14 protein-coding genes are annotated in these 19,215 nt (G+C 63.9%); 13 read left to right on the top strand and 1 reads right to left on the bottom strand.

Annotation, left to right across the window (positions count from 1 at the left end; translation table 11 throughout):
* The first annotated feature begins 75 nt into the window (after positions 1–75).
* From CCD76_RS01830 to CCD76_RS01820, 3 genes are all read left to right on the top strand, one after another.
* The gene (locus tag CCD76_RS01830) at positions 76–1,200 is read left to right on the top strand and encodes a ribonuclease D (RefSeq protein WP_087717867.1); all 1,125 of its coding nucleotides are present in this window, start codon (positions 76–78) and stop codon (positions 1,198–1,200) included.
* Positions 1,200–1,490 carry a YcgL domain-containing protein gene (locus CCD76_RS01825; RefSeq protein WP_087717866.1) on the top strand — a complete coding sequence of 97 codons (291 nt, stop codon included), beginning with the start codon at positions 1,200–1,202 and terminating at the stop codon, positions 1,488–1,490. Before CCD76_RS01830 ends, CCD76_RS01825 begins: the two co-directional genes overlap by 1 nt.
* 62 nt (positions 1,491–1,552) lie before the next feature.
* The gene (locus tag CCD76_RS01820; protein WP_087717865.1) at positions 1,553–2,008 is read left to right on the top strand and encodes a YcgN family cysteine cluster protein; all 456 of its coding nucleotides are present in this window, start codon (positions 1,553–1,555) and stop codon (positions 2,006–2,008) included.
* A gap of 63 nt (positions 2,009–2,071) precedes the next feature.
* On the opposite strand, the gene CCD76_RS01815 is transcribed toward CCD76_RS01820, so the two are convergent.
* Positions 2,072–4,138: a S9 family peptidase gene (locus CCD76_RS01815; RefSeq protein ID WP_087717864.1), complete on the bottom strand. Its 2,067-nt coding sequence runs from the start codon at positions 4,136–4,138 to the stop codon at positions 2,072–2,074.
* A 244-nt stretch (positions 4,139–4,382) separates the two neighbouring features.
* On the opposite strand from CCD76_RS01815, the gene CCD76_RS01810 reads away from it, so the two are divergent.
* From CCD76_RS01810 to pstS, 10 genes are all read left to right on the top strand, one after another.
* Positions 4,383–4,841: a hypothetical protein gene (locus tag CCD76_RS01810; RefSeq protein WP_087717863.1), complete on the top strand. Its 459-nt coding sequence runs from the start codon at positions 4,383–4,385 to the stop codon at positions 4,839–4,841.
* A gap of 65 nt (positions 4,842–4,906) precedes the next feature.
* The gene (locus tag CCD76_RS01805) at positions 4,907–6,703 is read left to right on the top strand and encodes a vWA domain-containing protein (RefSeq protein ID WP_087717862.1); all 1,797 of its coding nucleotides are present in this window, start codon (positions 4,907–4,909) and stop codon (positions 6,701–6,703) included.
* Between the two features lie 126 nt (positions 6,704–6,829).
* Positions 6,830–8,566: an AMP-binding protein gene (locus tag CCD76_RS01800; RefSeq protein ID WP_087717861.1), complete on the top strand. Its 1,737-nt coding sequence runs from the start codon at positions 6,830–6,832 to the stop codon at positions 8,564–8,566.
* A gap of 88 nt (positions 8,567–8,654) precedes the next feature.
* Positions 8,655–12,695 carry an ATP-dependent RNA helicase HrpA gene (gene hrpA, locus CCD76_RS01795; protein ID WP_087717860.1) on the top strand — a complete coding sequence of 1,347 codons (4,041 nt, stop codon included), beginning with the start codon at positions 8,655–8,657 and terminating at the stop codon, positions 12,693–12,695.
* 84 nt (positions 12,696–12,779) lie between these two features.
* Complete coding sequence (locus CCD76_RS01790) at positions 12,780–13,910, top strand: beta-ketoacyl-ACP synthase III (protein ID WP_087717859.1); 1,131 nt, start codon at positions 12,780–12,782, stop codon at positions 13,908–13,910.
* Complete coding sequence (locus CCD76_RS01785) at positions 13,910–14,656, top strand: MlaA family lipoprotein (protein WP_087717858.1); 747 nt, start codon at positions 13,910–13,912, stop codon at positions 14,654–14,656. The genes CCD76_RS01790 and CCD76_RS01785 overlap by 1 nt, the downstream gene beginning before the upstream one ends.
* Before the next feature lie 16 nt (positions 14,657–14,672).
* On the top strand, positions 14,673–15,812 hold the full coding sequence (locus CCD76_RS01780; protein ID WP_087718098.1) for a PP2C family protein-serine/threonine phosphatase: 1,140 nt from the start codon (positions 14,673–14,675) through the stop codon (positions 15,810–15,812).
* Complete coding sequence (locus CCD76_RS01775; RefSeq protein ID WP_071231623.1) at positions 15,805–16,311, top strand: STAS domain-containing protein; 507 nt, start codon at positions 15,805–15,807, stop codon at positions 16,309–16,311. Before CCD76_RS01780 ends, CCD76_RS01775 begins: the two co-directional genes overlap by 8 nt.
* Positions 16,312–16,564: 253 nt before the next feature.
* Complete coding sequence (locus CCD76_RS01770; RefSeq protein ID WP_087717857.1) at positions 16,565–17,779, top strand: Bcr/CflA family multidrug efflux MFS transporter; 1,215 nt, start codon at positions 16,565–16,567, stop codon at positions 17,777–17,779.
* 319 nt (positions 17,780–18,098) lie between these two features.
* A complete protein-coding gene (gene pstS, locus CCD76_RS01765) occupies positions 18,099–19,142 on the top strand; it encodes a phosphate ABC transporter substrate-binding protein PstS (protein ID WP_087717856.1) in 1,044 nt (347 codons plus the stop codon).
* Positions 19,143–19,215 lie beyond the last annotated feature (73 nt).

Genomic DNA, 19,215 nt, shown 5'->3' with positions numbered 1-19,215 from the left:
TCGGTGGCTCGTCCGCCGAGCCCTCGCTCCGATTTTTTGTAATGCCGGCCGAATGACGGGCCGAGAGGGATCTGAATGAGTTTTGACTATTCGCTGTGTTGGGTCGACACCCCGGAAGGATTGCAGGCCGCTTGCGAGGCGTTGACCACGGCGGATCTCGTCGCCCTGGATACCGAATTCTTCCGGGAGTCGAGCTTTTTTCCCGTGCCGGCGCTGATCCAGCTGACGGCCGGGGAAGTCGTCTATCTGATCGATCCTCAGGCGATCGCGGCAAGTGACGATTTGCGGCAATTGCTGAGCGCCGGCCCGCCGAAACTGATCCACGCCTGCAGCGAGGATCTCGATGTGCTGGCGCTATGGGCAGGCGTGACGGTGGCTCCGCTGGTCGATACGCAGATCGCCGAATCCTTCCTTGGCGCCGACCCGGCCATGGGCTATCGACGCCTGGTCGCGCAGCGTTGCGGCGTCGATCTGCCCAAGGAGGAGACGCGTTCCAACTGGCTCGAGCGCCCGCTCACACCGGCGCAGCTCGATTATGCCGCTCTCGATGTCGTCTATCTTCCGGTGATCTGGGAGCAGCAGCGTCAGGCGTTGGCGACGCTGGGACGCGAGCGCTGGTTCGAGGAAGAGTGCGAGGCGTTGAGCCAGGGTCGCAACGCTGCTGCCGGCGAGCAGTGGTACACCCGCCATCGCCAGCTATGGCGCCTGCAGCCCCGGCAGGTCGAAGCGTATCGGGAGCTGACCGCCTGGCGTGAAACCGAAGTGCGGCGTCGGGATGTGCCGCGGGGCTGGCTGGCCAAGGATAGCGTGCTCTACGCTATCGCCGAGGCCATGCCGAGCAACCGGTATGAACTGGCCGCCGTCGATGGCATGACGCCAAGTCTCGTCAAGCGGGAAGGGGACGCGATGCTGGCGCTGGTCAAGACAGCGCAGCATCGGGAGGCGTCCGAACTCTGCGAACCTTTGCCGGTCCCGACATCCCCTGCCTTCAAGTGCCGCTTTAAGGCGCTGAAAAAGGTCGTACAGACCCGTGCCGAAGCATTGGGGCTGGCACCCGAACGGCTCTCCAACCGAGCGGAAATGGAGGCGGTGGTCACCGCGCATCTCAGGCAGCTGGATTTGCCGTTGCCGACCGGGTGGCGTGGGCAGCAGCTATCGGCCGACTGGAAGCAGGCGCTTGCCGAGCAGGAAGCCGCGTGATGAACGATACCTCCAGGCTCATCTGCGAGATCGTCAAGAGCTCGCGACGGGATGAAATGTATCTCTATCTCGACAAGGCGCGCGGCATGGCGCCGGTGCCCCAGGCGCTGCGCGAGCAATTCGGTCGACCGATCCCGGTGATGACGTTGTTGCTGCGGCCCGAGCGACCGCTGGCGCGGGTCGATGTGGTCAAGGTCATGGCGGCGATCCGGGGGCAGGGGTTCTATCTGCAGATGCCGCCGCCCAAGGATCCCGAGATGCTGGACCTGTTTACCCGGCGGGATGAGTGATCCTGGCCGAACGTGGCACCCGTTCTTCCGGGGCGGCCCTGAGCCAAGGCAAGGAGAGTCGTATGCGTGAGCGATTCTGGGAGCGGTTCCCTCTGGAAGAACTGACCCAGCAGGAGTGGGAGGCGTTGTGCGACGGCTGTGGCAAGTGCTGTCTGGTCAAGATGGAAGACGCCGATACGGGAGACGTCGCCACCCTCAACGTGGCCTGCCGACTGCTGGACATCGGCAGTTGCCGCTGCAGCGACTATGCGCATCGCTTCGAGCGGGTACCCGAGTGTACCCAGTTGAGTCTGGAGAACCTGGACCAGTTTCACTGGCTGCCGCACAGCTGTGCCTACCGGCGTGTCGCCGAGGGGCGCAAGCTGGCCAGCTGGCATCCATTGCGCAGCGGCAGTGATCGCCGCATGCACGAGCGCAAGATGAGCGTTCGCCATTTCGCCGTCAGCGAAGCCGAGGTCGATGATGCCGACTATGAAGAACACATCATCGACATTATTCCCCTCGACGAGCAACGTTGAACCCTCAGCCGGCGGGATGTCACTCCTCCCGCCGGCGTCCCCCGAGGTGCACTCCCGCTAGCGTCAGACGGCGTCTCGCCCCAGTGCCCATAGGATGAAAGCGTCCTGGCGGGCGTTGTCTCGCCATGCCTTGAATCGTCCTGACGCGCCACCGTGGCCGGCGGCCATGTCGGTACGCAGAAGGACCGGGCCACGCGCGCTGCCGAGTTCCGTCATGCGTGCGTAGAGCTTGGCGGGCTCCCAGTAGGGCACCCGCGAATCGTGCCAGCTGCCCTGCAGCAGGACGCTGGGGTAGGGCTGCGCGTTCAGGTTGTCCAGCGGCGAATAATCGCGGATGCGTCGCCGTACGGCCGGTTCGTCCGGGTTTCCCCACTCCGTGTACTCCGCCGTGGTGAGGGGCAGATCTGGATTTTCCATGGTCCGCAGCACGTCGACGAAAGGCACGTCCAGTACCGCCGCGCAGAACGCCTCCGGCTCGAGATTGAGGCTGGCGCCGACCAGCAGGCCGCCGGCGCTGGCGCCATAGGCTGCGATGTGTTCGGGATCGGCAATTCCTTCGGCGACCAGGGCCTGACGCGCCGCGAGAAAGTCCCTGAAACTGTTCTCCTTGTGCTCCAGCTTGCCCGCCAGATACCAGGGTTCGCCCCGATCGCCGCCGCCGCGTACGTGAGCGACGGCAAACGCGACGCCTCGAGAGAGCAGTTCCAGGCGAGCAATCGAGAACCAGGGATCGAGCACTTCGCCGTACGCGCCGTAGCCATAGAGCAGCGTCGGCATCGGTGCCTGACCGAGCCTGTCGGCTCGGGCCACCACGGAAACGGGAATGCGCTCGCCATCGTGACCTTCGGCCCAGAGCCGCCGGCAGACCAGATCGTCGGGCTGCAGGTCGCCATGCAGCGGCTGAGTCTTGAGCACGCGCTGCTCTCCGCTGTCGAGATCGTGCTCGACCCAGCGTACTGGTAGGGTGAACGACTCTTCGCGCAGCAGCAGCTTGCGGGTATGGAAATCCGGCGTGTCGCCAAGCGCCAGGCTGCAGGGAGCTTCGGGAAGCGGAAGCCGGCTCCCCGGTAGCCCTTCGTCAGCTTGAGCATTCCCGTCCAGATCGGCTTCCCCTTGCTCGATGACGCGAAGGTAGACCTGGGCTTCGTGGTGGTCACGTTCGGTGACGACCACGCCCCAGGAAAAGGCATCGATGCCCTCGAGCGTGACGTCCTCGCGGTGCGGGACCAGCGGCGTCCATGAGTCGGGTTGTGAGACGGGGGCCGTATCCAGGCGGAAATGCGAGCCGTCACGATTGTGCAGCACGTAAAAGACGTCGTCGCGATGCTCCAGCGTGTACTCGACGCCGGTCTCCCGCGGCCGGACGCATGCCGGCGCCGTCCGGGGCGCTGTCGCCGGGATCAGGTGGCACTCCGAGGTGTCCTTCGAGGCGGTCTCCAGTACCAGCCACTGACGGGAGCGTGTCTTGCCCAGCCCGACCCAGAACTCGACGTCCACTTCCTCGAAAATCTTTTCGCAGTGATCGTCCTCCGGCCGCAGAAGCCACACGGTAGCGGGGCGCTGCGTGGCATCGTAACGGGTGAACAGCAACGTCCGGTTATCCTCCGCCCACACCAGATCCGGCCCGATGCGCCTGCGCAGCCGTTGCGGTTCGCCGTCCGGCAGCCGCTTCAGGTAGAGATCGAAATATTCGTTGCCGCTGGCATCTTCCGTCCAGGCCAGCCACTGTTCGTCCGACGAGATCGCCATGTCGCCCAGTTCGAGAAAATCATGGGCCTGGGAGCGAGCTTCCAGGTCCAGCAGCAGCTCGGGCGCGGTATCGCCGTCCCTGGTTTGGCGCCACCACAAGGGGTAGTCGGCATCGGCGGCCGTTTCGCTCCAGTAGCGGAACCGTTCGAGCGTCGTCGGCAAACCGGTGACCTTGAGTTCCCGGCGCGCCAGGTGCCCGTCGTAGAGGGCATCTTCCAGCGGTTTCAGCGGGGCAAAGAAAGCATCGCTTTCACGATTGGCTGCGCGCAGGAATGCCTTGACCTGCGGGTCATCGCGGGACTCCAGCCAGTGCCAGTCGGGATCGTCGCTACGGCGAAAGTGAGCGACGGGTGGTGTTTGTGTCGTCTGCGAGCGGGGCATGGGTCGAGGAAAGGTCCTTTCGGGCAGGCTGTTTCAATGACATCGAAAAAGGAGGCGTCAACGTCGAAAAAGGATACTTCTGACAATCGCGCTTCGACAATGCCGTGGGACGATTGCCGTCTGTTGCGCTCGGGAGGCCGTGCGGCGGGGGCGAGCCGCATGCCACGTCGGATAGCGGCGCGGCTGTGCTTTACCGACTTGGAGTGTACCATGTCCCAAATCGTATGAATCGAGAGTCATTACCATGCTGTTTTCCGATTCCCTGCCGCAACTCTGGCTGAGTTATGGCGTGCTGTCTCTGGTCGTTCTGATCACCGGTTATCTGGGCGTGCGACTGCTGCCGTTGCTGCCGCGTCTTGTGTTGGTGGGCATCGTCGCTGGCGGGTTGTGGATGGTGGCGCCATTCTCGCTGCCATTGCTGGAACCGGGAGAGACGTACTCCGGCCTGGCACCAGCCGTCGTGGTCATGGCGGTCGGCGTGCTCCAGCACGATGGCGGCCAGGTCGCCGGCGCGCTGCCGCTGCTACTGGCAGGTGCCGCCATGGGAGCGGTGCTGGGCGTGCTGGCATGGCGGCTACTGGCTCGCCGCCACGATGGAGGCGATGCTGGCGACGGCCCGCGCCGGGGAAAGCGGAGCTCGCCGCAGGAGGGGCCGGCGCCGCGAGCGAAGGGGCGGACCCGCCGCGAGCCGGTGGTCAACTGATGAGCCGAGTAGATTTTCGGATGAGATGATCTCGTCCTGACGTGTATTTCGAAAGGAAGCGAAAAATGCGTGCGTTGTTGTTGATTCTGATATTGGCGGCGGGGATGTCTCCCGGCTGGGCGCTGGCGCAGACGGCGCCGGACGTGCGGATGGTCATCGACGTTTCCGGCAGCATGAAACAGAACGATCCCGGCAACCTGCGCGCCAATGCACTGGGTTTCGCCGCGACCTTGCTGCCTCCCAGTGCGCGAGGATCGGTCTGGACCTTCGGGACCACCGTCGCCAACCCGCTGCCGAGTGGCGAGGTCGTCGATGCCTGGCGGGAGCAGGCCGGAAGCATGGCTTCGCAGTTGACCGACTACCAGCAGTTCACGGATATCGAGCGCGCGCTGCGGCAGACGGCGAGTGCGACGCCGGACAGCGGCAATCGGCATCTGATCCTGTTGACCGACGGCATGGTCGACCTGCCGGCTTCCGGTAGCGACAAGGCGCAACGTGACAGCGCTTCACGCCAGCGCATCATCACCGAGCTGGGGCCGGACCTCGCCGCGCGCGGCGTCGTCGTGCATCCCATCGCGCTCTCCAACAACGTCGACCTGCCGCTGCTCGAGCAGGTCGCGCAGACCACCGGCGGGCTGGCGGCGGTGGCCGACACGCCCGAAGAGTTGCTGCGGGCCTTCCTGGATGTTCTCGACCGCATTCTGCCGGGCGACCAGGTGCCCATCGACGATCGACAGCGCTTTAGCGTCGATGACGATATCGACGAGTTCAATGCCTTGCTGTTCCACGCGCCGGGCGTCGATTCGCCGGTTCTGATCGGCCCCGGCGGGCAGCGATACTCCCGCGATGACCACCCGGGTTCCGTGGAATGGCTGAGCAGTGACCGCTACGACCTGATCACCGTGCCCGACCCCGCACCGGGCGAATGGCAGATCGAAGGCGATATCGGTGCCGACAGTCGTATCGGCATCCATGCCGATACGGTGCTGCGCAGCGAGCCGCTGCCGGCGACGCTCTATCAGGGATTTTCGACACCGCTGGATGTCTGGCTGGCTTCGGAAGGCAGGACGCTGGCCGCCGACGAGCACCCGGCGGGGATGAGCGTGCGCGCCGAACTGCGGGATCTCGACGACGCGACGCTCGCCGAGACGGCGCTGGCCTCGTCCGAGGATCATTTCCGTGGCGAGCTGCCGGGTGCCGACCAGCTGGGCAACGCGCGCCTGACGATCACGGCGCGCAGCGAGCGCATGATTCGCCAGCAGGTGCAGCCGGTGAACGTGGTTGCTGCCCTGAGTGCCGTGCTGAGCGAGGATGGCACCCGGATCGTGGTGCATGCCAACCACCCGGATCTCAACGTCGACAACACCCGGCTGAGCGCAAGCCTCACCGGCCGTTCGCTCGACATACGCCAGACCGGCGATCGGGAATGGACGATCGCGGTACCGCAGACGGATCCCAACGAGTCGCTGCCGGTCAGAATCACCGCCGAGGCGCAGCTGGATGGCCGCACGTTGCATCTCGATCTCCCGGTGGTGCGTCTCAATCCCGACGCCGCGGTGGGCCTGAGCGGTGCCGATTTCGAGCAGGGTGTCGCCAGCGAGTCGCGCCAGCAAGAAGACAGTGTGAATGCCGATGACGGTAATGACTTCGCTGATGGATTGACCCCTTCGCAGATGGCCGATATCGCCGTCGACAAGGCCCAGCAGGGATGGCGACTGGCCAGGCCTTACGTGGAAACCTACGCTCAGCGCCCGGTGACGTGGATCGTGATTGCGGCGCTTTTGCTGCTCTGGATGCTGCTACGCTGGCGGCGAGCGGCCAAGCGACGCCGCCTGGCGCGGCGCGAAGAACCCTCGGTCTAACCACGCCGACGCACTATGGGGCTGCCCGGACGACGGTTTGCGGTTCCCTTACAACCTTGGTGGCAGCGCCTCGCCGGTCCGATCCTGTTATAAGGTCGAGTAACCGACACGAATCAAGGAGATCCTATGAGCGACAGCGTCAGCCCGTGCATCGAAACGGGAGCGCCGCTGGAGGGCATGGAGGCGTTCGAGTCGATCAACGACATCATCGCCGAGGCGTGCCGTCGGTTCGTCGACCATCCGGCCTTCAGTTGCCTGGGTCACACCTTGAGCTACCGTGACGTCGATCGGCTTTCCGGCGACTTCGCCGCCTGGCTGCAGCAGGAAACCGACCTGGAGCCCGGCGACCGGATCGCGATCCAGTTGCCCAACGTGCTGCAGTTCCCGGTGGCGGTGTTCGGTGCGCTACGTGCCGGGCTGGTGGTCGTCAATACCAACCCTCTCTACACCGAGCGCGAGATGCGTCATCAGTTTCGTGATGCCGGTGTCAAGGCAGTAGTGGTGCTGGCCAACATGGCTCACAAGCTGGAGAAGGTGCTCGATCAGACCGATATCCGCCATGTCTACGTGACCGAGATGGCGGATCTCCATCCCTGGCCGAAGAGGTCGCTGATCAATGGCGTGGTGCGGTACGTCAAGAAATTGGTGCCCGCCTATTCGCTCCCCGGCTCGATCGGTTTCCGGCATACGCTCTCCGTCGGCAGCCGGCATCAGGTGAAGGTGGTCGCCAGCCGCGGCGACGACGTGGCGGCGCTGCAGTACACCGGCGGCACCACTGGCGTCGCCAAGGGGGCGATGCTGACCCACCGCAACCTGATCGCCAACATGCTGCAGACCAAGCAGGTGGTCGGCAAGGCGCTGGTCGAGGGGGAGGAGACGATCATCGCGCCGCTGCCTTGCTATCACATCTACACCTTCACGGTGAATTGCCTGTTCGCGATGGTCACCGGGCAGCACAACGTTCTGATCCCCAATCCTCGTGATCTCCCCGGATTCGTCAAGACGCTGTCCAGGACGCCTTTCACGGTATTCGTGGGGCTCAATACCTTGTTCAATGCGCTCTGTCAGCGCGACGACTTCAAGGCGCTCGATTTTTCCGGCCTCAAGATGACGATTTCCGGCGGCATGGCGTTGACCCATACGGTGGCACAGCGATGGGAGCAGACCACCGGTAATGGCATCGTCGAAGGTTACGGCCTGACCGAAACCTCGCCCATCGCGCTGGTCAATCCGCCCGAGGCGACGCAGATCGGCACCATCGGCAAGCCGGTACCTGGCACCTCGATCAAGGTCATCGATGATGATGGGCGGGCATTGCCGCTTGGCGAGCGCGGCGAGCTTTGCGTCAAGGGGCCGCAGGTCATGAAGGGCTACTGGAACCGCCCGGAAGACACGGCCAGAACGCTGGATGCCGACGGCTGGCTGCGTACGGGCGACATGGCGGTGATACTCGACGACGGCTACGTCAAGATCGTCGATCGCAAGAAGGACATGATTCTGGTCTCCGGATTCAACGTCTATCCCAACGAGATCGAGGAGGTCGTCGCGGGCCATCCCGATGTCGTCGAGGCCGCGGCGGTGGGGGTCCCCGACGAAGAGACCGGAGAAGCCATCAAGCTGTTCGTGGTGGCGCGCAACGACAGTCTCGACCCGCAGGCATTACGCCAGTGGTGCAAACAGGAACTGACCGGCTACAAGGTGCCCAAGTTCGTGGAGCTGCGTGACGAGCTGCCCAAGAGCAACGTGGGCAAGGTGCTGCGTCGGGAGCTGCGCGACGAGTCGGCGGGCAGCGAATCCGCGCCGTCCCGGCAGGCCGGCGATACGCCACCGACGGAGCGTCAATCCTCCTCGGACGTGAGTTGATCCGCCGACGGCGCTATAATGACGGGTTCGCCATCGCCTTTGGTGGCGGCCCGTTTCTGTCGTTATCTCGCCGACGTAGAGGATCTCTTTGAGCGCTATCGCTTCCCCCTCGCTGCAAGCCCTGAATGATCTGGAAACTCGCCTGGATGGCTGTCTGCTGCGTGACGCCCACGAGCAGCGCCAGCGGCTCCGGCGTCTGGCTCGGCGTGCCCGTGACGGCAAGCCGATCGACCGGTCGCTGAAGGAGATCGAGTCGCGGCTGGCCGCCTCCAGCGAGGTGCTCGCGCGTCGCCGGAGCCAGCCGGTGACGCTGGACTACCCGGAATCGCTGCCGGTGGCTGCCAGGCGCGAGACGATTCTCGAAGCGCTGCGCGAGCATCAGGTCGTGGTCGTGGCCGGCGAGACCGGCTCCGGCAAGACTACGCAGTTACCCAAGCTCTGCCTGGAACTGGGCCTGGGGCGTCGGGGCATGATCGGTCATACCCAGCCACGCCGGCTGGCGGCGCGCTCGGTGGCTTCGCGCCTGGCCGAGGAACTCGAGGTGCCGCTGGGCGAGCAGGTCGGCTATCAGGTGCGCTTCACCGATCAGAGCAGCGACGACACCCTGGTCAAGCTGATGACCGACGGCATTCTGCTGGCCGAGACGCAGCATGACCCCGATCTCATGCGCTACGAGGCGATCATCATCGATGAAGCTCACGAGCGCAGCCTCAACATCGACTTCCTGCTGGGCTATCTCAAGCGGCTGACGGCCCGCCGGCCCGATCTCAAGGTGATCATCACGTCGGCGACCATCGACGTCGAGCGTCTGTCGCGGCATTTCGCCATCGAGCGCGACGGCAAGACCCAGCCGGCACCGGTGGTGGAAGTGTCCGGGCGGGCGTATCCGGTGGAGGTGCATTATCGGCCGCTGGTACGCGAATCCCGCGAAGAAGAGGATCTGACGCTACAGGAGGGGATCCTGGCAGCGGTCGAAGAAGTCGAGCGCATCGAACGCGAAAAGCGCTGGTACAGCGGCCCACGCGATATCCTCATCTTTCTGCCCGGCGAGCGGGACATTCGCGAAACCGCCGACGTGCTGCGGCGGGCCGATCTCAAGAGCACCGAGATCCTGCCGCTCTATGCGCGGCTCTCCAATGCCGAGCAGAACCGGGTGTTCCAGTCCCACGCCGGCCGTCGCATCGTGCTCTCCACCAATGTCGCCGAGACCTCGTTGACCGTGCCCGGTATCCGCTACGTGATCGATCCCGGCCTAGTCCGAATGAGCCGCTACAGCGCGCGAGCCAAGGTCCAGCGCCTGCCGATCGAGCCGGTCAGCCAGGCCAGCGCCAATCAGCGTAAGGGACGCTGCGGGCGTGTCGCCGAAGGGGTCTGCATTCGGCTTTACAGCGAAGAGGATTTTCTCTCGCGCCCCGAGTTCACCGAACCCGAAATTCAGCGCACCAACCTGGCCTCGGTGATCCTGTCGATGCTGTCGCTCAAGCTGGGCGACGTGTTCGACTTCCCGTTCGTCGACGCGCCGGATGCCCGCTTCGTCAAGGATGGCTATCGGCTGCTGTTCGAGCTGGGCGCGGTGGATGACGCCGAGCGTATCACCGGCCTGGGGCGGCAGCTGTCGCGGCTGCCGATCGATCCGCGCCTGGCGCGGATGGTGCTGGCGGGGGAGCGCTTCCAGTGCCTGCGCGAAGTGCTGATCGTGGTCAGCGCGCTGGCGACGCAGGATCCCCGCGAGCGGCCGGCGGAAAAGCGCCAGGCCGCCGATCAGCGCCATAAGCAGTGGGAAGACCCCAACTCCGACTTCGTCGCCTGGCTCAACCTGTGGCATGGCTTCGATGCCATGCGCGAGACGCTGTCGAGCAACCAGCTGCGACGCTGGTGCCGCGAACAGTATCTGAATTATCTGCGGCTGCGCGAATGGCACGATACCTATCGCCAGTTGCGTCAGCTGACCCGCGAGATGAAGCTCGAGCTGACGAGCGCCGTGCAACCCGATGACGACGAGCCGTCACGGCCGGGCGACAGCGGCTCCGGCGACTCGGTATCGGGGGAGGCCGCCAGGCTGCCCCGGATCGATACGCAGCGTCTACATCAGGCTCTGTTGTCCGGCCTGCTCTCCAACCTGGGGCAGCTGCAGCCGGAAAGCCGCGAATTCCTCGGCGCCAGGAACCGGCGCTTCCTGATCCATCCGTCATCGGGGCTTTCGCGCAAGCCGCCCAAGTGGGTCATGGCCGGTGAAATGGTGGAGACCAGCCGTCTCTATGCCCGTGACGTGGCCAGAATCAAGCCGGAGTGGATCGAGCCGCAGGCGGCCCATCTGATCAAGCGCAGCTATAGCGAACCGCATTGGGAGCGCAAGCGGGCCCAGGTGGTGGCGCTGGAGCAGGTCACGCTCTTCGGCTTGCCGATCGTGACCGCCCGCCGCGTCGATTACGCCAAGGTGGCGCCGGAAGAAGCGCGCGAGATTTTTCTTCGGCGCGCGCTGGTGGAAGGGGATTATCAGACCAGGGCTGCGTTCTTCGCGCATAACCGGGCAATGGTCGCCGAAGTCGAGGAGCTCGAGGATCGGGCACGCAAGCGCGACATCCTGATCGACGAAGAGACGCTGTTCGCCTTCTACGACGACCGCGTTCCTCGGGAGGTCGCCGGCGGGCGCAGCTTCGAGAACTGGCGCAAGCAGGCTGAGCGCGACACGCCGGATATTCTCAAGCTGGACAAGGCATCGTTGATGGCGCGGGAGGCCGACGACGTCAGCGTCGAGCAGTACCCGGACGAGCTTGTGTTCAACGGCGTTCGCTACCCGCTGAGCTATCACTTCGCGCCGGGTGCCAGCGATGACGGTGTCACCCTGACCGTGCCCGCCGTGATGCTTGCCCAGTTGCCGCCAGGTCGCTTGAGCTGGCTGGTGCCGGGCCTGCTGCGCGAGAAGTGCATCGCGCTGCTCAAGGCGCTGCCCAAGGCGATGCGCCGCCAGGTCGTGCCGATTCCTGACTGGGTCGATGCCGCACTGGCGACCTTGACGCCGGACGAGCGCCCGGTCGAGGAGGCGCTGGGAGAGTTCCTGCGAATCAAGACCGGCACGCGCTTGGAGGCATCTGCCTGGCGTCTCGATCAGCTCGATCCGCATCTGCTCATGAATCTTCGCGTGGTCGATCACCACGGCAAGGTGCTGGGGGAAGGACGCGACCTGCGCGCCCTGCAGAAACGCTTCGGTGAGGCGGCGGCAGCAGGGGCCAGGGCGCTGGCGGAAACGCCACGGGAGAGCGCCGAACGTCTCGACGATCTCCCGGAAACGGCCCTGCCGGATTCTCGTACGACCCGCCAGGCCGGCATCCAGGTGGAAGTCTACCCGGCACTGGTGGCTAACGGTGACGACCTGACTGTCGCCTGGTTCGACCATGCCGAGCGCGCGGCGACGGCACATCGCGACGGTCTGGTGCAGCTGGCTCGCCGTCGGCTTCCCGATACGGTGCGCTATATCCAGCGGGAGCTGCCGAAGCTCAAGCAGTGCGCGCTGCTGTTCGCCAAGGTCGGCAGTCAGGAGCAGCTGGCACGCGATGTGATCGACGCCTGCCTGGCGCAGACCGTGGCCGCCGATCCGCTGCCGCGGTCCCGCGAGGCGTTCGATGCCCGCCTCGAAAGCTGGCGTGGCGAGCTGGTCGCGTATGCCGAGTCGCTGCTGGAAGACCTGCACAAGGCGTTGCAGGGGCACCTGGCCGTGACCAAGGCGCTCAAGGGCAACGTCACGCTGGCGCTGGCTCTGACCTACAGTGATCTCAAGGCCCAGATGCAGCGGCTCGTCTATCCCGGCTTCGTGCGCGATGCCGGCGCCTGGCTGAAGCATTACCCGCGCTACATGCAGGCAGCGGAAATCCGGCTCGAGAAAGCGCCTCGGGACCTGCGCCGGGACCAGTTGTCGATGCAGCAGGTACAGGCCTGGGAGGCGCGGGTCGACGCGCGTAAGCAGCAGACCCACCGCGACGGCATCGTCGACGCCGATCTGGTCGAGTTTGGCTGGTGGCTGCAGGAGTGGCGAGTCTCGCTATTCGCCCAGCAGTTGGGCACGCTGGAGAGCGTGTCGGAAAAGCGCCTGACGCGGCGCTGGCAGGAAATGACCGGGCAGACCGTATGATCGACGAGGGTCGCCACACTGCATCCGCTGCGGCTGGATGCGCATAAGGATCAATGCGGCCAATGCCGCGAGAGGTAACAGCCGATGACGCAAGCCGTGATTACCGCGACGGGCCTTTTCACGCCGCCGGATTCGATCGACAACGCCGAATTGGTCGCCAGCTTCAATGCCTGGGTCGACTCGGAGAATGCGCGACAGGCGGAGGCGATCGCCCGCGGCGAACGCGAGCCGCTGGCACACTCGAGCGAGGCCTTCATCGTCAAGGCGTCGGGTATCGAGAGTCGCTACGTAATGGAGGCCAGCGGTATCCTGGATCCTGAGCGGATGCGGCCGAGGATTCCCGAGCGGCCCAACGACACGCTCTCGGTGCAGGCCGAGATGGGGGTGGCTGCCGCTCGCCAGGCGCTGGACGCGGCCAGTATCCGCGCCGATCAGCTCGATCTGATCATCGTCGCCTGTTCCAATCTCCAGCGGCCCTATCCGGCGGTCGCGGTCGAGCTTCAGGCGGCACTGGGCGCCGGAGGCTATGCGTTCGACATGAACGTGGCGTGTTCCAGCGCGACGTTCGCCATCGATATGGCGACCAATGCGATCCGGGCGGGCAGCCTGGAGCGGGTGCTGGTGGTGAACCCCGAGATCTGTTCGGCGCATCTCAACTTCCGCGACCGCGACAGTCACTTCATCTTCGGTGACGCCTGTACCGCCATCTTGCTGGAGGCGGATCATCTCGCTCAGGATCGCGAGCATTTCACGGTACTCGGCACGCGTCTGGTGACCCAATTCTCCAACGCCATTCGCAACAATTTCGGGTTTCTCAATCGTCTCGCCGATGAACCTGAGCAGACATTGGACAAGCTTTTCGTCCAGGAAGGGCGCAAAGTGTTCAAGGAGGTCTGCCCGATGGTCGCTTCGCTGATTCTCGATCACCTGGAGAGCCAGGCGCTGACGGGGGATTCGGTCAAGAAACTGTGGCTTCATCAGGCCAATCGTCATATGAATGACCTGATCGCGCAGCGGGTGCTGGGGCGAGAAGCCTCGGAGACAGAAGCGCCGGTGATTCTTGACCGTTACGCCAATACCAGCTCGGCAGGATCGATCATCGCTTTTCACCTGCATCGAGACGATCTGCAGGAGGGCGACGTGGGGGTGGTGTGTTCCTTCGGTGCGGGCTACAGTGCGGGCAGTGTGATACTGCGTAAAGGGAATGCGTGTTAATGAAATCGATCCATTGGCTGGGTGGTGTCTGTGTCGCTGCAGCGTTGAGCGGCTGTGCCTCGACGGGACAGGATTCCAATCCTCAGGACCCTTGGGAAGGCTTCAACCGGGGCGTCTATCAGTTCAACGACACGCTCGATCGCTATGCGCTGAAACCGATCGCCCAGGGTTACGACACCGTCACGCCCGATCCGGTCCAGGATGGCGTGGGTAACTTCTTCTCCAACCTGGGCGAGATCCGTACCGTCTTCAATAGCATCCTCCAGTGGCAGTGGGGCAACGCTGGCGTGGCGTCCGGCCGTTTCCTGGTCAATACCATTCTCGGCGTCGGCGGCGTTCTCGACCCGGCCACACGAATGGGTCTGAACGAGAACGAGGAAGACTTCGGCCAGACGCTGGGCGTCTGGGGTGTCGATTCCGGCCCCTACCTGGTGCTGCCGATCCTGGGGCCGAGTACCGTTCGCGATACCAGCGGCCTGCCGGTCGATATGTATACCTATCCGGTCACCTATGTGGAGGACGATAAATGGCGTTACGGCCTGACCTTCCTGCGCTACGTGGATCTGCGTGCCAGCCTGCTCGACCAGGAGGCGTTGATCCAGGGGGACCGCTACAGCTTCATTCGCGACGCTTATCTCCAGCGTCGGCAGTTCGAGGTCACCAACGGCGCAGCGGGGGAGGATCCCTTCGCCAGCGGCGGTTTCGGTGACGATTTCGAATATAGTGAAGACGACTTCGCCGAGTAGACCCGTGTCCAAGACGCTGTCGGACGAGTTGCCCGTGATCGGGCTGATCGATCTGCCCGGACCGGATCGCGAGCGGTTGGCGGAAGAGCTTTCTCGCCTCGACGTCGAGGTGCGAGTGGCCGTTTCGGTCTCGACCTTGCCGGCGCACTGCGATCTGGTCGTTGCGCATGTGCGGGCCGTCTCCCACGATGGCTGGGAGCGGCTTGCCGTCGGGCGTCCGACCATCGTGATCAGCGAGAGTCGTCGCGATGGCGATCTGCACAAGGCGCTCGATGCAGGCCTGATCGACTATCTGGTCGAGCCGTTGAAGCATGCCGATATTCTGCGGCGTCTGGTTGAGCGAGCCCTGGAACTGGATCGGTTGTCGCGTGATCATAGCCAGAGCCGGGCAGAGCTCGAGGCGCTCAATGAACGTCTCGAGAAGCATCTCGCCATGCTGCGGGACGATCAGCGTGCGGGAGGCCACGTGCAGCGCAAGTTGCTGCCGCCCCAGGGCGTTACGCACCTTGGCGTGCGCTGTGACTACTGGTTCGCGCCATCGCTGTACCTGTCGGGCGATTTTCTGGACTTCCAGCGCTGCGACGACCGTTACAGTTTCTTTTACTTTGCCGACGTCGCCGGGCACGGCTCCTCGTCGGCGTTCGTTACCGTGCTTCTGCGGTATCTCTGCAACCGCTGGCTGGCTCAATGGCGAACATTGTTGCCGGAGGCGTTTCCGTCGCGATGGTTGGGCGAGCTCAACCGTGAGCTGCTCGAGACCGGAATCGGCAAGCATGCGACGGTCTTCGCCGGGGTACTGGACCACGAGCGTCGTTTTCTGCACTATGCGCTCGGCGCCCAGTTGCCAATGCCGATTCTTCAGGCCGAGGGGCGTAGCGCTTATCTGGGAGGCGAAGGGCCTCCCGTGGGGTTGTTTCCCGATGTCGAGTACCCCATCTATGGTTGTCCCTTGCCGGAGTCGTTTCGACTCTGGTTCTGCTCCGACGGCGTTCTCGAGTGTTTGCCGGCGGATTCACTGGACGCGCGGCTCATGGAACTCGAGCGCCGCACGACACACTGCACCAGCGTCGACGATCTGAGGGAAGGGTTGGCGCTGGGGGATCCTCTGCCGGATGATCTCAGCATGATGACACTGAGTGGTTTCGACCATGATTGAAGGGCGAATCAAGGCGGCCTTCGAGTCGGGCGTATTTGTGCTCAAGCTGTGCGGTGACGTGCGGCTGACGCTGTGTGCCACTCTGGATGCCGAGGCCCAGCGCCTGGCGGAACTGCCGGGGCTGCGCGCAGTGATGGTCGACCTGCGCGAGGCTACCAATGTTGACTCGACCGCACTGGGCTTTCTGGCCAAGGTGGCGATGGCCGTGCAGGGGCGGCTGGATGATCCGCCCACGATCATCGCTGAACACCCGGACGTGCGACGCATGCTGGATGTGATGGGGTTCGCGCGCTATTTCACGCTGCTGGAAGCCCCGCTGACCGAGCCGTCGGAGCTGGACGAGCTGCCCCATGTCGAGGCGGATGAAAATGACATCCAGCGGCGAATCCTCGAGGCTCACCGCATCCTCATGCGTATGAGCGAGCACAATCGGCACGAGTTTCAGCCGTTCGTCGAACTGCTCGAGTCACAGCGCACCAACGCGCCATCGCGCGGCTGATCCGAACGATTAGGTGCCGGGCATGACGAGCTGTCGGGCCGGAAACAGAAGCACCAGCCATGAGCCGGGACCGGGCAGCCTTCCGCGGCAGCCTCAGGATCGTGTTTAGAATGCTATGTTGTGATTATCGGGTGTCGAACCTTCGCGCCTTGCCGCTTTGGCAAGGCGTTTTTGCTTGATTTCCCATGGGTTCCTTCCAGTTTGCCTCCGGCAGGAAAATCGGAGTGAGGCGCCGGAGTGTTAAGGAGAGAGTGTGACGACTTTGAGCGCACGCCGTCTGGCGTTTTTGGTCGCAGCCAATACGGCGCTGGCGCCGCTGGCAATCGATGCCTATCTGCCGGCGATGCCGTCACTGGCTGCTTCGATTGGTGCCAGCGTGCATCATACGGAGCTGTCTCTCAGCGTCTTTCTGTTCGGATTCGCGCTTGGTCAGCTGATTTGCGGGCCGCTTTCGGATCGCTTCGGCCGTAAGCCGGTGTTGATGCTGGGGCTAGGCGTCTTCTTCATCGCCAGTCTGGCGCTGACCCAGGTGGGTTCGCTGGCGACACTGTGGGGGTGGCGGTTCGTGCAGGCGCTGGGCGGCGGGGCCTGCGTGGTGAATTCCGCGGCGATCGTGCGTGACCGATTCAGTGGCCGCGAGGCAGCCAAGGTGATGTCCACCATGGTAATGATCCTGATGATGGCGCCGCTGGTGGCACCCGCCATCGGCAGTGCGTTGCTGAATCTGGCGGACTGGTGGCTGATTTTCCTTTTTCTCGCCGTCTATGCCGCGTTCGTGCTGTGGCTGCTGGGGCGCTATCTCCCGGAAACCCATGGACGCGATCCGCAGGCGCCTTCGGCACGTCAGATCCTCGGCAACTACGTCAGCGTGCTTCGGCATCGCGAAGCGATGGGGTACATCGGTGCGGTGTCGATGTCGTTTGCCGGCATGTTCGCGTTCATCACCGGCTCTCCTTATCTGTACATGGAGCACTACGGGCTTTCGACCACGCTCTATCCTTTCGTCTTCGGCGCCAACATCCTGATCATGGCATCGTCCAGCCGGCTCAATATCCGGCTGCTGAAGACGCGCACACCGCAGCAGAATCTGCTCCTGGGGCTGGGAATCCAGCTCACGGCGGGGTTACTGCTGGTCTCCATGGTGGCGACGGGGCTGGACTCCATCTTCACCGTCGCGCCGCTGATGGTGGTGTTCGTGGGCATGCAGGGGCTGATCAGCCCCAATGCGATGTCGTCGATGCTGGATCATTTCCCGCGCATGAGCGCGACGGCGACCGCGTTGCAAGGCTGTCTGCAGTTTACTTGCGGCGCCGTCTCGGGGGCGCTGGTAGGGGCCTTTGAACTGGCCAGCGCCTGGCCGACGGTGCTGACGATGCTGGGCGCCACGCTACTGGGCAATGTTGCCGTTCGCATGCTGGCCGGCCGGGCGCTCAAACGCCGTGTCGTGTCTGACGAGATGACATCCTGAGCCGTTACCCGAAGCGGCGATATCGTTACCCGATTTGACGTTTGTCATCCTGTTGTCATCAAACCTTGCCACTGTGGTGGCGCGAAGGTTGTCACGGTAATGCTCCGTCAAAGAACCATCGACGATCCTGAAGACTTCGGGCAATCGTTCGATGGTTTTTTCATAACAGGGCGGGCACGACCTCGAAACCTTCGCGATAGTTGCTACATCGGTGTCATAAAACTGTCACGACACTGAAGTACGGTGTGTGCTGAGAGTGTTGGCAACCTTCGCAACGTCGTTATCGCTCACGCATTCAAGGTGGAAACAGGATATCGCTATGCTTAAACACGTCTTCGCAACGCTCATTTCCGGATCGCTGGTTCTGGGTGCCGCTGGTGTTCAGGCCCAGGAAGCCATTACCGGCGCCGGCGCAACCTTCCCGTACCCGGTCTATTCGCAGTGGGCGGACGCCTACCAGGATGAATCCGGTGTCGGCCTCAACTATCAGGCGATCGGTTCCGGTGGCGGCATTCAGCAGATCGTCGCCAAGACGGTCACCTTCGGCGCCAGCGATGCACCGATGACCAAGGAAGAGCTCGACGAGAACGGCCTGATGCAGTGGCCGATGGTCATGGGCGGCGTGGTCGCGGCATTCCACGTCGAAGGTATCGAAGGGGGTTCGCTCAACCTGGACGGCCCGACGCTGGCCGACATCTACCAGGGCAAGATCACCAGCTGGGACGACGAGGCGATCGCCAAGCTGAACCCGAACATGGATCTGCCGGATACCCAGATCACGCCGGTCTACCGTGCGGAAGGCTCGGGCACCAACTTCCTGTTCACGCATTACCTGTCCCAGGTCAGCGAAGATTTCGCCAACAACGTGGGTGAAGGCAAGTCCGTCGCGTGGCCGGCCGGTGTCGGCGCCAAGGCGAACGCTGGTGTCGCCAGCCAGATCGCCAACACCAATGGCGCGATCGGTTATGTCGAGTTCGCTTACGCGGCCCAGAACGACCTGAGCCTGGTGCACCTGAAGAACCAGGCCGGCGAAGTCGTTGCGCCGAGCATGGAATCGTTCATGGCTGCTGCCGCCAACGCCGACTGGAAGGCCGCGCCGGGCATGTATCTGGTGCTGACCAACCAGCCGGGTGACGAAAGCTGGCCGATCACCGGTGCGTCTTTCATCCTGATGCACAAGGAAGTCCAGGACGCCGACGCTGCGCGTCAGGCACTGGAATTCTTCGACTGGGCCTACAACAACGGCAGCGAGATGGCTCAGGAGCTGGACTACGTGCCGATGCCGGAGAACGTCGCCGAGATGGTTCGCGACAGCTGGAGCGAAATCCAGGGTCCGGATGGCGGCGCTGTCTGGAACCAGTAATCCCTGCATGACATGCCGCGACGGTGGGCGGGATACCGCCTCCGTCGCGGCGCTGTATCGAATGCCGCCGGTT

Source organism: Salinicola salarius, from assembly GCF_002179555.1.
Taxonomy (GTDB): domain Bacteria; phylum Pseudomonadota; class Gammaproteobacteria; order Pseudomonadales; family Halomonadaceae; genus Salinicola; species Salinicola salarius_A.
This window is presented reverse-complemented; position numbering and strand designations above follow the sequence as displayed.